Annotated in this window: 9 protein-coding genes; 5 read left to right on the top strand and 4 right to left on the bottom strand. The window is 62.8% G+C overall.

Going from position 1 to position 14,438, the window contains the following annotated elements:
• Window positions 1-8 precede the first annotated feature (8 nt).
• Window positions 9-950, top strand: a complete 942-nt coding sequence (truB, locus tag ACR9ZC_RS18875) for a tRNA pseudouridine(55) synthase TruB (protein ID WP_481581462.1) — start codon at window positions 9-11, stop codon at window positions 948-950.
• A gap of 150 nt (window positions 951-1,100) precedes the next feature.
• Here truB and ACR9ZC_RS18870 read toward each other — a convergent pair whose 3' ends face one another.
• From ACR9ZC_RS18870 to ACR9ZC_RS18855, 4 genes are all read right to left on the bottom strand, one after another.
• Window positions 1,101-2,666, bottom strand: coding sequence for a DHA2 family efflux MFS transporter permease subunit (locus ACR9ZC_RS18870; RefSeq protein ID WP_481581461.1), 1,566 nt, complete (start codon window positions 2,664-2,666; stop codon window positions 1,101-1,103).
• A 40-nt stretch (window positions 2,667-2,706) separates the two neighbouring features.
• Window positions 2,707-3,963 (bottom strand): EmrA/EmrK family multidrug efflux transporter periplasmic adaptor subunit, encoded by a 1,257-nt coding sequence (locus ACR9ZC_RS18865; protein WP_331565866.1) that lies wholly within the window; start codon window positions 3,961-3,963, stop codon window positions 2,707-2,709.
• 90 nt (window positions 3,964-4,053) lie between these two features.
• Window positions 4,054-5,565, bottom strand: a complete 1,512-nt coding sequence (locus ACR9ZC_RS18860) for an efflux transporter outer membrane subunit (RefSeq protein ID WP_481581460.1) — start codon at window positions 5,563-5,565, stop codon at window positions 4,054-4,056.
• Window positions 5,566-5,711: 146 nt separating this feature from the next.
• Entirely contained in the window at window positions 5,712-6,200 is a 489-nt protein-coding gene (locus tag ACR9ZC_RS18855; protein ID WP_481582716.1) for a MarR family winged helix-turn-helix transcriptional regulator, read from the bottom strand.
• Between the two features lie 271 nt (window positions 6,201-6,471).
• Between ACR9ZC_RS18855 and typA the strand changes: the two genes are divergently transcribed.
• The 4 genes from typA to lpdA all read left to right on the top strand — a co-directional run bounded on the left by typA (window position 6,472) and on the right by lpdA (window position 14,346).
• Complete coding sequence (typA, locus tag ACR9ZC_RS18850; RefSeq protein ID WP_481581459.1) at window positions 6,472-8,298, top strand: translational GTPase TypA; 1,827 nt, start codon at window positions 6,472-6,474, stop codon at window positions 8,296-8,298.
• A gap of 273 nt (window positions 8,299-8,571) precedes the next feature.
• The gene (locus ACR9ZC_RS18845) at window positions 8,572-11,427 is read left to right on the top strand and encodes a 2-oxoglutarate dehydrogenase E1 component (RefSeq protein WP_481581458.1); all 2,856 of its coding nucleotides are present in this window, start codon (window positions 8,572-8,574) and stop codon (window positions 11,425-11,427) included.
• A 129-nt stretch (window positions 11,428-11,556) separates the two neighbouring features.
• On the top strand, window positions 11,557-12,819 hold the full coding sequence (gene odhB, locus ACR9ZC_RS18840; RefSeq protein ID WP_481581457.1) for a 2-oxoglutarate dehydrogenase complex dihydrolipoyllysine-residue succinyltransferase: 1,263 nt from the start codon (window positions 11,557-11,559) through the stop codon (window positions 12,817-12,819).
• Between the two features lie 96 nt (window positions 12,820-12,915).
• Entirely contained in the window at window positions 12,916-14,346 is a 1,431-nt protein-coding gene (lpdA, locus tag ACR9ZC_RS18835) for a dihydrolipoyl dehydrogenase (RefSeq protein WP_481581456.1), read from the top strand.
• The last annotated feature ends 92 nt before the right edge of the window (window positions 14,347-14,438 follow it).

Raw genomic sequence — 14,438 nt, 5'->3', positions numbered from 1 at the left:
ACTGTCCGATGAATCAAAATCAAAGGCCCCGGGTGCCGCGTCGCGTGCTCGATGGGGTGTTGCTGCTCGACAAGCCGCTCGGGCTGTCGAGTAATGACGCGCTGATGAGCGCGAAGCGCCTGTATCTTGCGAAAAAGGCCGGTCATACGGGGACGCTCGATCCGCTCGCTTCGGGGCTGTTGCCGCTTTGTTTCGGCGAGGCCACGAAGTTTTCGCAGGATCTGCTCGATGCCGACAAGACCTACGAGGCTACGATGCGGCTCGGCATTCGTACCTCGACGGGCGACGCCGAGGGCGAGGTGCTCGAGACGGCGGCGGTGCGGGTCGAGCGCTCAGAGGTCGAAGCGGCATGCCGGCGCTTTGTCGGCGAAATCATTCAAGTACCTCCCATGTACTCGGCACTGAAGCGCGACGGCAAACCGCTTTATGAGTACGCGCGAGCTGGGCAGACCGTGGAGCGCGAGGGTCGCGCGGTGACCATCCGCTGTCTCGAGGTGACCGGCTGCGTATTGCCGGACGTGACCTTTCGCGTCACCTGCAGCAAGGGCACTTACATTCGCACGCTGGCCGAGGATATCGGTGCGGCGCTTCGCTGCGGCGCGCACCTCGTCGCGTTACGGCGCACGGGGGTGGGCGCATTGACTCTGGAACATGCGGTCACGCTCGATGCACTTTCCGATATGGATATGCCCGCGCGCGATGCGATGCTGCAGCCCGTCGACGCGTTGCTGTCCACGTTCGCACCCGTGCAGCTCGGGCACGAGCTCGCGCGCAGGTTTCAGCAAGGACAGCGCATCCGCCTGGCGGAACTGAGCGCGCCGACGGTGCAGGAAAGCAGCGAGGGCAGCGTTCGCGTGCGGGTATACCGTGAAAGCGATGGGGCTTTGCTTGGCGTAGCACGTGCTGGGGACGGCGTGCTTGCGCCGGAACGGCTCGTCGTTGGCGGGTAAGGCGGACGTCGAGGGTTTTCTTCAGCGTCGGAGCGGTGGAGCCTGGGAGATCCTTTCTCGATTTATAAGGCGCTCCATGCTTTTGCATCATGCTTTCTCACGTACTTTGAGAATTCTCAATTGTGATGAGAAAAGCTGAGAAAGGCTCGATCAATGCGCGGCCGATGCCGCTGCGCTCGAATCCCCGCCGCCCGATCGTTCGGGGCGCGTAATCCAGATGAGCCCGATCAACACCACGAAGATCACCGCCGAGATGTAGAACAGGTCGTTGACGCCGAGTTGGGCGGCCTGCTGCGTCACCATGCGATCGAAGAGCCCATATCGTTGCGTCGCGTCGAGGCCGGTCGCGGAGCCCATCTGTGACATCGCTTGCGTGAACGTCGGATCGAACGCGCTCGCGCGCTCGGTCAACTGCGCGTGGTGGAACGTCGTGCGATGATCCCAGGCCGTCGTGAAGATCGAGGTGCCGATCCCGCCGCACATGATCCGCACGAAATTGGACAGGCCCGATGCGGCCGCGATGCGATTGCCGGGCAGGCCGGACAGCGTGATCGACACGAGCGGAATGAAGAAGCCCGCCATGCCGATGCCTTGCACGAGCGTCGGCAGCATGAGCGACCAGGTGTCGACACCGGTCGTATAGCGCGAGCGCATCCAGAAGCAAAGCGCGAATACGAGAAACGCGGCCGTGGCGATCTTGCGGGGATCGGTTCGTGGCAAGAACTTGCCGGTCAACGGCGAGAGCAGAATCGCGAAGACCCCGACAGGCGCCATGACGAGACCCGCATCGGTCGCGGTGTAGCCGATATCCGTTTGCAGCCAGAGCGGCAGAAGGACCAGGTTCCCAAAATAAAGCCCATAGCCGACCGACAGTGCGACGGTACCGCCCGTGAAGTTGCGCTTCTTGAACAGCGATAGGTCGACGACGGGATGCTCGGCGGTCAACTCCCAGACCACGAAGAACGCGAAGCCGATCAGGGCGATGAGCGCGAGTATCACGATCGTCGTCGACGAGAACCAGTCCAGATCCTTGCCCTGGTCGAGCATGACTTGCAGCGAGCCGACCCAGATCACGAGCAGGCTGAGGCCGACGGTGTCGATCGGTGCCTTCTTGATCGCCGAGTCGCGCGTGCGGAAGATCGCCCACGTTGCCACTGCCGCGACGATGCCGACCGGGATGTTGACGTAAAAGATCCACGGCCACGAGATATTGTCCGAGATCCACCCGCCCAGAATCGGGCCGGCCACCGGCGCAATCAACGTGGTCATCGCCCACATGGCAAGCGCGAGCGGAGCTTTGGAACGAGGATAGCTCGCCAGCAGCAGCGTTTGCGAGAGCGGAATCATCGGCCCGGCGACCGCGCCCTGGATGACCCGCGAGAAGAGCAGCAACGGCAGCGTCGGAGACAGGCCGCACATCCAGGAAGACAGCACGAACAGCACGATCGATGCGAGAAAGAGGCGAACCTGGCCGATGCGGTCGGTCAGCCAGCCCGTCAGCGGCACGGAGATGGCATTGGCGACGGCGAACGAGGTGATGACCCACGTCCCCTGGTCCGATGAGACGCCAAGATCGCCCGAGATCGTCGGGATCGACACGTTCGCGATCGAGCTGTCGAGCACGTTCATGAACACCGCGAGCGACACGGCGACCGTGCCGATAACGAGCTTCGCGCCGGTGAGCGGCGGATGCGGAGCGGCTGCGGATTGGGCCATTGCGTAAATGCCTCGAAACGGGAAACGTTGGGCTGCTTGTTTACATCAGCTTTGCCGCGCCACTCGCGACTTGCGCACCGCGCGTCCCGTGGGATGCCGGCGGCTTTTGCCGGGCCACGCCCGCCGCTGCATCCGAGCCCGCGTTTTGCGCGATGATGCGAGCGATCTCCGCGTCCGCGTCTGCGCCGTACTTGTCGAATACGTTCGTCTGATAGACGGTGTTTTGGGCGTTGCCCAACTGGCTGCCGTTGTCGTTCTTGATGTCGACGTCGGCTTGCATGGACAGGCCGATGCGCAGCGGATGCGCGTGCAGTTCCTTCGGATCGAGTTCGATCCGAACGGGCAGACGTTGTACGACTTTGATCCAGTTGCCCGTGGCATTCTGCGCGGGCAGCAGCGAAAACGCGGAACCGGTACCCGCGGAGAAGCCCACGACCTTGCCGTGGTAGACGACCGACGAGCCGTAGACGTCCGCGGTCAGTTCGACCGGCTGGCCGATGCGCATATGCTTGATTTGCACTTCCTTGAAGTTTGCGTCGACCCAGACGGCCTCGAGCGGCACGATCGCCATGAGCGGCGTGCCGGGCGAGACGCGCTGCCCCACTTGCACCGAACGCTTCGCCACGTAGCCGGTGACAGGTGCCGGCAGGGTGTTGCGTGCATTGTTCAGATAGGCATCGCGCACTCGCGCGGCTGCGGCGAGCACATTCGGATGCGTTGCGATGGTGGTATTCGAGGTCAGCGCGCGGTTCGACGCGAGTTGCTGTTCGGCGGCGTCGAGGCTTGCTTGTGCGCTTTTCACTGCATCGCGCGCATGCGAGATTTCCTCCTGCGAGACCGCACCTGTTTGCGCGACGGCCATACGTCGCCGCAGATCGTCTTGCGCGCGCGACAGATCGGACTGGCGTTGTGCGATTTGCGCCTGGTACTGATCGTTGTTGGCGAAAAGGCCGCGAACCTGACGCACCGTTTGCGCGAGATTCGCCTCGGCCTGCGCGAGCGTGACACGGGCGTCCGCGCCGTCGAGCACGACCAGCGGGTCGCCCGCCTTGACCGTTTGCGTATCGTCGGCATTCACCGCGATGACGGTGCCCGTCACCTGCGGGGTGATCTGCACGACGTTGCCGTTGACATAGGCATCGTCCGTTTCCTCGTGAAAACGCGCGACGAGGAAATAGTAGACGCCGTACGCGATGGCCGCGATGAGGATCACGCCGACAAGCAGTGCCATCAGCCGCTTGCGCTTTCCGTTCGCCGGCGTCTGAACGTTCGCGGCGGATTGTTGAGTCTCGCTCATGGAAATGCTCTCCGGTTCTCGGGTTTCTGTCTTCGAATGTTCGTCGGCTCGTGGCGCGTCGATCGGTGCCGTGCCTGGATCATGCCTTCATCAGCTCGACGGCGCCGCCGCACTTCGCGCCTGTCCCGGCACCTGCGGCGCCGGCTCGCCGAGCCCGACGGTGTTTGCGTCGAATCCGCCGCCGAGCGCCTTGATGAGCGCAAATTGCAGATCCCGCCGGCGCATCTTGAGATTCGTCACCGTTTGCTCGGCGTTGAGCCGGTTGATGTCGGCCGTGAGCACCTGCAATTGTGGCGAGAGTCCTGCCTTATAGCGGATCACGGCCAGCCGATAAGCTTCGCTCGATGCGTCCAGCGCCCGTTGCGCGTCATTCATCTGACGGTCGATCGCGCGAATCGACGACACCTGCGTGGCCACGTCCGACAGGGCGTTGATCAGCGTCTGGTTGTAATTCGCGACGTCGAGATCGAAATCGGCGTACCGCCCCTTCAATTGGGCGCGCAGGGCGCCGGCATCGAAGATCGGCAGGTGAATCGCGGGCCCGGCCTGCAATTGGCGGCTGCCGGCCGTCAGGAACCGGCTCCAGCCGAAAGAGTCCAGACCCGCTGCCGCGGCCAGATTGATGTCCGGAAAGAATTCGGCCTTGGCCTCTTTCACATCGTGCAGTGCCGCGTCGACCTGCCAGCGCGCCGCGACGAGATCCGGACGGCGCGAAACGAGATCGGCCGGCAGGTTATCGGGGAGTGTCACCGCGCCGCCGGCCGACAGCGCCGGCTGAGCGATCTGCAGCCCGCGGTCGGGCCCCTTGCCGAGCAGCGCGGCGAGCTGATAGCGCAGAGCGGTGATTTGCCCGTCGAGATCGGACAGCGTCGTCTGGGTGGAGGCGATGTTGCCGAGTGCGGTCTGCTTTTCGACACTGGTATCGAGACCGGCTACGACGCGCCCGTTCGTGATCGCGCTGACTTCCTGGCGATTGGCGATTTCGCGTGCCGTAATGTCACGTATCGCGTAAAGCTGTGCGAGCTGGTTGTAGGTACGTGCGACCGAAGAGGCGAGCGTGATGCGCGCGAGCTGGATGTCGGCCTGCGCGGCCTTTTGCTGCGAAAGCGCCGATGCGAGGCGTGCGCGGTTCTTGCCCCAGAGATCGAGGTCCCACGAGGCGCTCGCGAGCGCATTGTGCTCGGTCACCCAGTTGCCCGCCAACGGCGGAGGATAGAGACCGTTTTCGGTGAATCGCTCGCGCGTGATCGAATAGCTGCCTTCGACTTTCGGCATCAGGCCCGCGCGCGAGGTCTCGATGTAGGACTGGGCTTTGGCGAGGCGCGCCTGAGCCTGTGCGATCGTCGGATTGCCGTCTAGCGCTTCGTCGATGAGCTTCGGCAATTGAGCATCGCCGAATTGATTGGCCCAATCGAGCGAGGGCCACTGGCCGCTTTGAGCCGGCAGACTTTGCGCGGCCTCGAAGCTGGCGGCGCTGGCAGGTGTTTTGTCGCTCTTGATGCCGGCATAGCTGACGCAACCGGCGAGGACGAGCGCGGTCAATGCCGCGGCAATGGCGCTCGCGGGCGCGACAACATGGGACGGCACGGTTGGAGAGTTCATTGCATCGCCTTTCGACTCGAATGAAATGATGGACATCGCAACTTGTTGTTATGGGTTCCGGATGGAGATTACTTGCCATCACACCGATGAAGCAGTGCTCGCGGACGCGAACGATTCCTGCGAAATCCGAACTTTGCGCGGCGCGGCTAACGAGGCGTCTCGTCCACCGATTCGCAGGTATTCGCCAGAATGCGCCTCAACATGCTTTTGAGGAAGCCGACTTCTTCGGGTGTAAAACCGCTGAGCGCCCGGTCGACTACGTCGCAGAACACGCCCGGAATGTGTGCGGCCATTTCGTAGCCCTCGGCCGTCAGCTCGAGCAGCACGGCCCGCCTGTCCTCGCTGCTGCGCACCCGCCGGAGCAGCTTGCGCTTTTCGAGCCGGTCGATGAGCCGCGTCACGGCGCTTGCATCGATCCCGTAGTGCCGCGCGAGCTCCGCCGCAAGCTGGCAGCGCCCTGAACCGATCATGAAAAGAATGCTGCCTTGCGTGCTCGTGATGCCCAGCTCTTTCATCGTGCGCTGCGAGACCAGGTTCGACATGCTCGACTTCGCCCGGGCGAGCAAATACCCGACCACCTCGTCGAGCTCGAATTCGCGCAGTTCTGCAAGAAGCTGATCGGGCGGTTGGGTCATGATCTGGGTGAGCATGCAATAGTTGACTAGGCATGATTCTAGTCGCCAAAAGCTGCCTATGCAACCTTCTTGTGTGGGAGCGGCTCATCGCGCGGGCGCTCATCATGCCACCGAGCGCGAACACACGTCGGCCAGTTGGCGGGCGAAGCGCCCGATTCACGCGCCGCGTGCTCTGGCCCCGCCTGCCAGTGGGGCTTGCGTCACACCGACGTGCTATAATTTTTGATTACCTCGGGCATGAAGCCGCCGCCCCAAACCGCTCAGATTCCTTATGACTCGCGCCCTACGCAACATCGCCATCATTGCCCACGTCGATCACGGCAAGACCACGCTCGTCGATCAACTGCTTCGTCAGTCGGGCACCTTCCGTGAAAATCAGCAGATCGCGGAGCGCGTCATGGACTCGAACGACATCGAGCGCGAACGCGGCATCACGATCCTGGCAAAGAACTGTGCCGTCGAATACGAAGGGACGCACGTCAACATCGTCGACACCCCCGGGCACGCCGACTTCGGCGGCGAGGTCGAACGCGTGTTGTCGATGGTCGATTCCGTGTTGCTGCTCGTGGATGCCGTGGAAGGCCCGATGCCGCAAACGCGGTTCGTGACGAAAAAGGCGCTGGCGCTCGGATTGAAGCCGATCGTCGTCGTCAACAAGATCGACCGGCCCGGTGCGCGTATCGATTGGGTCATCAATCAAACGTTCGATCTGTTCGACAAGCTGGGCGCGACCGAAGAGCAGCTCGACTTTCCGATCGTCTATGCGTCGGGTCTGAACGGATACGCTTCGCTCGATTCGGCTGCGCGCGAAGGCGACATGCGGCCGCTGTTCGAGGCGATTCTTGCGCACGTGCCCGTGCGCCCGGCCGATCCGGACGCGCCGCTGCAGCTGCAGATCACCTCGCTCGACTATTCCACCTACGTGGGCCGGATCGGCGTGGGGCGCATCACGCGCGGGCGTGTGAAGCCCGGGCAGCCCGTCGTCGTGCGCTTCGGCCCCGAGGGGGAGATCCTGAATCGAAAGATCAACCAGGTCCTGTCGTTCCATGGGCTGGAGCGCGTTCAGGTGGAAGAGGCCGAGGCCGGCGACATCGTGCTCATCAACGGCATCGAGGACATCGGCATCGGCGCGACGATCTGCTCGCCCGAGGCGCCCGAAGCGCTACCGATGATCACCGTGGACGAACCGACGCTGACGATGAACTTCCTCGTGAATTCGTCGCCGCTGGCGGGCAAGGAAGGCAAATTCGTCACGAGCCGGCAGATTCGCGATCGACTGATGCGCGAGCTCAACCATAACGTAGCGTTGCGCGTGCGCGACACGGGCGACGAAACAGTGTTCGAAGTGTCGGGCCGCGGGGAGCTGCATTTGACGATCCTCGTCGAGAATATGCGCCGCGAAGGCTACGAGCTCGCCGTATCGCGTCCGCGCGTCGTCCTGCATGAGGTGGATGGCGTGAAGCACGAGCCGTACGAGCTGCTGACGGTCGACCTGGAAGATTCGCACCAGGGCGGGGTCATGGAAGAGCTTGGCCGGCGCAAGGGCGAGCTGCTCGATATGGCATCCGACGGGCGCGGCCGCACGCGCCTCGAATACCGGATTCCGGCGCGAGGATTGATCGGCTTTCAGGGCGAGTTCATGACGCTCACGCGCGGCACGGGACTCATGAGTCATGTGTTCGACGAATATGCACCCGTCAAGGAAGGCTCGCTCGGCGAGCGGCGCAACGGTGTGCTGATCTCGCAAGACGATGGCGCCGCCGTGGCCTACGCACTCTGGAAGCTGCAGGACCGGGGCCGTATGTTCGTGAAGCCCGGCGATGCACTGTACGAGGGCATGATCATCGGCATCCACAGCCGCGACAACGATCTCGTGGTCAATCCGATCAAGGGCAAGCAGCTTACGAACGTGCGGGCATCCGGTACGGACGAAGCGGTTCGGCTCGTTCCGCCGATTCAGCTCTCGCTCGAGTACGCGGTCGAATTCATCGACGACGACGAGCTCGTGGAAGTGACGCCGCAGTCCATCCGCCTGCGCAAGCGTCATTTGAAGGAGCACGAGCGCCGCCGTGCGAGCCGCGAAACCTCGGTCGATTGATCGAGAGCCAGCTATCGATGGCATCTGTTCGGAAAAAAGCCGCTCGCAAAGAAAAACGAGCGGCTTTTTCATTGGAGCAGGGAACACATGCCGATATCGAATGGCGCTTATGTCCATCTCGAATGTCGGTTGTGTGATATCCTCCCGGTGCTAGTTTTAGGTCCTTCCAAGCAAGACTTGATTCGCGCAATCCGCTAAACGGTCAGGCCGTGTCGCGGAAGGTTGAGTAACCCGCTATTTCTCGAGAAACTCGAAGAAAAGGTGAGCGTAAACATGATGAAGCAATTCCAGCTGAACTCGTACCTGTTCGGCGGCAACGCTCCGTACGTCGAAGAGCTGTACGAGCAATACCTCGATAATCCGGCGTCGGTCCCCGACAATTGGCGGGAGTATTTCGACGCCCTGCAAAACGTGCCCGCGTCGGATGGCTCGAACGCGAACGACGTCGCGCATGGTCCGATCGTCGAATCGTTTGCGCAGCGCGCGAAGGCCAATGCTTTCATTCCGCGCGAAGCCGGCGAGAATCTGGGCACGGCGCGCAAGCAAGTCCACGTCCAGTCTCTGATCAGCGCCTACCGCTTTCTCGGTTCGCAATGGGCCAACCTCGACCCGCTGAAGCGCCGCGAACGTCCCTCCATTCCCGAGCTCGAGCCTGCGTTCTACGACTTCACCGAAGCCGACATGGACCAGACGTTCAGCGCGGGCAATCTGTATTTCGGCTTCGAGCAGGCATCGCTGCGCGATATCGTCAAAGCGCTGCGCGATACGTACTGCGGCACGATCGGCGCCGAATTCCAGTACGTCAGCGATCCCGAACAGAAGCGCTGGTGGCAGGAGCGCCTCGAATCGATCCGGGCCACGCCGAATTTCTCGGCTGAAAAGAAGAAGCACATCCTGAACCGGCTCACGGCCGGCGAAGGTCTCGAACGCTATCTGCATACGCGCTATGTGGGGCAGAAGCGCTTCTCGCTCGAAGGCGGGGAGAGCTTCATCGCCGCGATGGACGAGGTCGTGCGCCACGGCGGTGCGAAGGGCGTACAGGAAATCGTCATCGGTATGGCTCACCGCGGCCGTCTGAACGTGCTCGTGAACACGCTCGGCAAGATGCCGTCGGATCTGTTCGCCGAATTCGAGGGCAAGCACGTCGACGATCTGCCGGCAGGCGACGTGAAGTATCACAAGGGCTTCTCGTCGGACGTCTCCACCGAAGGCGGTCCGGTGCACTTGTCGCTGGCGTTCAACCCGTCGCACCTCGAAATCGTGAACCCCGTGGTGGAGGGTTCCGCGAAGGCGCGTATGGATCGTCGCGGCGACGAGAGCGGCGTGCAGGTTCTGCCGGTGCAGATTCACGGTGACGCGGCCTTCGCAGGCCAGGGCGTCGTCATGGAGACGCTGAACCTCGCGCAAACGCGCGGCTACGGCACGCACGGCACGCTGCATATCGTCATCAACAACCAGATCGGTTTCACGACGTCGGACCCGCGCGACGCGCGCTCGACGCTTTACTGCTCCGACGTGGTGAAGATGATCGAGGCGCCCGTGCTGCACGTGAACGGCGACGATCCCGAAGCGGTCGTGCTTGCCACGCAGCTTGCGATCGACTTCCGGATGCAGTTCCACAAGGATGTCGTGATCGACATCGTCTGCTTCCGCAAGCTCGGCCACAACGAGCAGGACACGCCCGCGGTGACGCAGCCGCTGATGTACAAGAAGATCGCCCAGCACCCGGGTACGCGCGCGCTCTATGCGGAAAAGCTCGTGCAGCAGGGCGTGATCGGCGCCGAAGACGCCGATGCCTTCGTCAAGGCCTATCGCCAGGCGATGGATGCCGGCCAGCACACCGTCGATCCGGTCCTCTCGAACTACAAGAGCAAGTACGCGGTCGACTGGGTGCCGTTCCTGAATCGCAAGTGGACGGATGCGGCCGATACGGCCGTCCCGCTTGCCGAGCTCAAGCGCCTCGGCGAACGCATCACGACGATTCCCGAGAACTTCAAAGTGCACCCGCTCGTCGAGCGTGTCATCAACGACCGCCGCGCCATGGCGCGCGGCGATGCACCGCTCGATTGGGGCATGGGCGAGCATCTCGCCTACGCATCGCTCGTCGCATCGGGCTATGCGGTGCGCCTCACGGGCCAGGACTCGGGCCGCGGCACGTTCACGCACCGTCACGCGGTGCTGCACGATCAGAACCGCGAGCGCTGGAACGACGGCACCTACATTCCGCTGCAAAACGTGGCGGACGGTCAGGCGAAGTTCACGGTCATCGATTCGGTGCTCTCCGAGGAAGCCGTACTCGGCTTCGAATACGGCTACTCGACGGCCGAACCGAATACGCTCGTCGCATGGGAAGCGCAGTTCGGCGATTTCGCCAACGGCGCGCAGGTCGTGATCGACCAGTTCATCTCGTCGGGTGAAGTCAAGTGGGGTCGTGTCTCGGGTCTCACGATGCTGCTGCCGCACGGCTACGAAGGACAGGGTCCCGAGCATTCGTCGGCGCGCATCGAGCGCTATTTGCAGCTGTGCGCCGAGCACAACATGCAGGTCGTGCAACCGACCACCCCCGCGCAGATCTTCCATTTGCTGCGCCGTCAGATGATCCGTTTGTTCCGCAAACCGCTCATCGTCTTCACGCCGAAGTCGCTGCTGCGCCACAAGGAAGCGATCTCGGACCTGTCGGAACTCGCAAGTGGCGTATTCCAGCCTGTGATCGGCGAAGTCGACCCCGCGATCGAAGCGAAGAAGGTCAAGCGCGTGGTGATGTGCTCGGGCCGGGTCTACTACGACCTGATCGCGCATCGTCGCGAAGCGAAAGCGAACGACGTGGCGATCATGCGTGTGGAGCAGCTCTATCCGTTCGCTCACAAGCAGTTCGAAACGGAGATGAAGAAATACGACCATGCCACCGAGGTCGTATGGGTCCAGGACGAGCCGCAAAACCAAGGTCCGTGGTTCTACATCGAGCATCACCTGAAGGAAGGCATGCGCGATGGGCAGAAGCTCGCCTATAGCGGCCGCCCGGCATCCGCATCGCCCGCGGTCGGCTATTACGCGAAGCACTACGAGCAGCAAAAAGCGTTGATCGAAGGTGCTTTCGGCCGCTTGAAGAGCGCATCGATTGCGAAATAACTAACGACAGCGAACCGGGAAAGCGCCGCGCGCTTTCCCGCGCCGTATGCCGCCCCGACCAATCGAAGCGCGCGGGCAGGACGGGCGAGCGTTCGCGCTCCACACCAGATACGAGTTCAGGAAAATCAAATGGCTATTGTAGAAGTCAAGGTTCCGCAGTTTTCCGAATCGGTTTCGGAAGGCACCATGATTGCGTGGAAGAAAAAGCCCGGCGAGGCCGTCACGCAAGACGAAACGCTCATCGAGATCGAGACCGACAAGGTCGTCCTCGAAGTGCCGGCGCCGGCATCGGGCGTGCTGGCGGACATCGTGGTCGGCGACGGTGAGATCGTGAGCTCCGAGCAACTGATCGCGAAGATCGATACGGAAGGCAAGGCCGGTGCCGCGGCACCCGCGGCTGCTACTGCCGCTCCCGCCGCTGCCGCACCGGTTGCCGCTCCCGCCGCAGCCACCGCAACGGCCACGGCCGGTGCCGCTGCATCGCCGGCCGCCACCAAACTGATGGCGGAGAAGAACCTGTCGGCGGACCAGGTGGCGGGAACCGGCCGCGACGGCCGCGTCACGAAGGGCGACGTGCTCGGCACGAGCGCGAAGGCACCGGCTGCGGCGCCTGCCGCGCCGGCAGCGCGTGCATCGAAGCCCGCGCTGCCTGACGTCAAGGCCCCGGCCTCGGCCGACACGTGGCTCAGCAACCGCCCCGAACAGCGCGTGCCGATGTCGCGCCTGCGCCAGCGTATCGCCGAGCGCCTGCTGGAATCGCAGCAAACGAATGCCATCCTCACGACGTTCAACGAAGTGAACATGGCGCCGGTGATGGATCTGCGCAACAAGTACAAGGACAAATTCGAGAAAGAGCATGGCGTGAAGCTTGGCTTCATGTCGTTCTTCGTGAAGGCGGCCGTGCATGCGCTGAAGAAATTCCCGCTCGTGAATGCGTCGATCGACGGCACCGACATCGTCTATCACGGTTATTTCGATATCGGTATCGCCGTGGGCTCGCCGCGCGGTCTCGTCGTCCCCATCTTGCGCAACGCCGATCAATTGAGCCTTGCCGAGATCGAGAAGAAGATCGCCGAGTTCGGTCAGAAAGCCAAGGACGGCAAACTGTCGATCGAGGAAATGACGGGCGGCACGTTCTCGATTTCGAACGGCGGCGTGTTCGGCTCGATGCTGTCGACGCCGATCATCAACCCGCCGCAGTCGGCGATCCTCGGTGTACACGCGACGAAGGAGCGGGCGGTCGTCGAAAACGGCCAGATCGTCATCCGCCCGATGAACTATCTCGCGCTGTCGTACGACCACCGCATCATCGACGGACGCGAAGCCGTGCTCTCGCTCGTCGCGATGAAAGACGCTCTCGAAGACCCGGCGCGTTTGCTCCTCGATCTGTAATCCCCCGCGCCCGCTGTCCGGGCGCAGCAAAGCTTGGTTGAAAATCGCGACGAAGCGTGGCTCACGCCGCGCCGTCGCGTCATCGAAAGGATCGTCATGTCCCAACAATTTGACGTCGTCGTGATCGGCGCGGGTCCCGGCGGGTATGTCGCCGCGATCCGGGCCGCCCAACTCGGCAAAAGCGTCGCCTGTATCGAAAAGTGGAAGAACCCGGCCGGCACGCTGAAGCTCGGCGGCACCTGCCTGAACGTCGGCTGCATTCCGTCCAAGGCGCTGCTTGCGTCGTCGGAGGAGTTCGAAGATGCATCGCATCATCTGGCCGAGCACGGCATCGCCGTGTCCGAAGTCAAGATGGACGTCGCAAAGATGCAGACCCGCAAGGACGGCATCGTCGAAAAAATGACGAGCGGTATCGAGTTCCTTTTCAAGAAGAACAAGATCACGTGGCTCAAGGGCCATGGCAAGTTCGTCGGCAAAAGCGACGCGGGCGTGCAAATCGAGGTGAGCGGCGAAGGCGAGGCCGAGGTCGTTACGGCGAAGAACGTCATCATCGCGACGGGTTCGAAGGCACGTCATCTGCCGAACGTGCCGGTCGATAACAAGATCGTTTCCGATAACGAAGGCGCGCTCGCGTTCGATGCGGTTCCGGCCAAGCTCGCCGTCATCGGCGCCGGCGTGATCGGGCTCGAGCTCGGTTCGGTCTGGCGCCGCCTGGGCTCGCAGGTCACCGTGCTCGAGGCGCTGCCGCAGTTTCTCGGTGCGGCCGACGACGCGCTCGCGAAGGAAGCCGCGAAGCTTTTCAAGAAGCAGGGCCTCGATATTCAGCTCGGCGTCAGCATCGGCGAGGTGAAGGCGAACGCCAAGGGCGTCACGATCGCCTACACCGACAAGGACGGCAACGCGCAAACGCTCGAGGCCGATCGTCTGATCGTATCGGTGGGCCGCGTGCCGAATACCGATAACCTCGGTCTCGAGTCGATCGGCCTGAAGGCGAACGAGCGCGGGTTCATCGAGGTCGACGATCACTGCCGTACGGCGGTGCCGAACGTCTATGCGATCGGCGACGTCGTCCGCGGGCCGATGCTCGCCCACAAGGCGGAAGACGAGGGCGTGCTCGTGGCGGAGATCATCGACGGTCAGAAGCCGCATATCGACTACAACTGCATTCCGTGGGTCATCTATACCGAGCCGGAGATCGCCTGGGTCGGCAAGACCGAACAGCAGTTGAAGGCCGAGGGCCGCGAGATCAAGACGGGGCAGTTTCCGTTTTCGATCAACGGGCGTGCGCTGGGTGTGGCGAAGCCCGAGGGCTTCGTCAAGATGATCGCGGACGCGAAGACCGACGAGCTGCTCGGCGTCCATATCATTTCAGCGAACGCATCGGATCTCATAGCCGAAGCGGTTGTCGCGATGGAGTTCAAGGCGGCCTCCGAAGACATCGGACGCATCTGCCATCCGCACCCGTCGCTCTCCGAAGTGATGCGCGAAGCCGCGCTGGCCGTCGACAAGCGTTCGCTCAACAAGTAAGTCGCGGTAGTCACTCCCGGCAGTAAGTTCTGGTAGTCAGTTCTCTCAAGCAGTAGCGGCCCACGGAGCGGCAGGGGCGAAATCCCTGGCGC

It is taken from the genome of Trinickia sp. HAY1-2D (assembly GCF_056754935.1).
The sequence above is the reverse complement of the archived record's forward strand: the minus strand, read 5'-3'. Positions and strand labels throughout refer to the sequence as shown.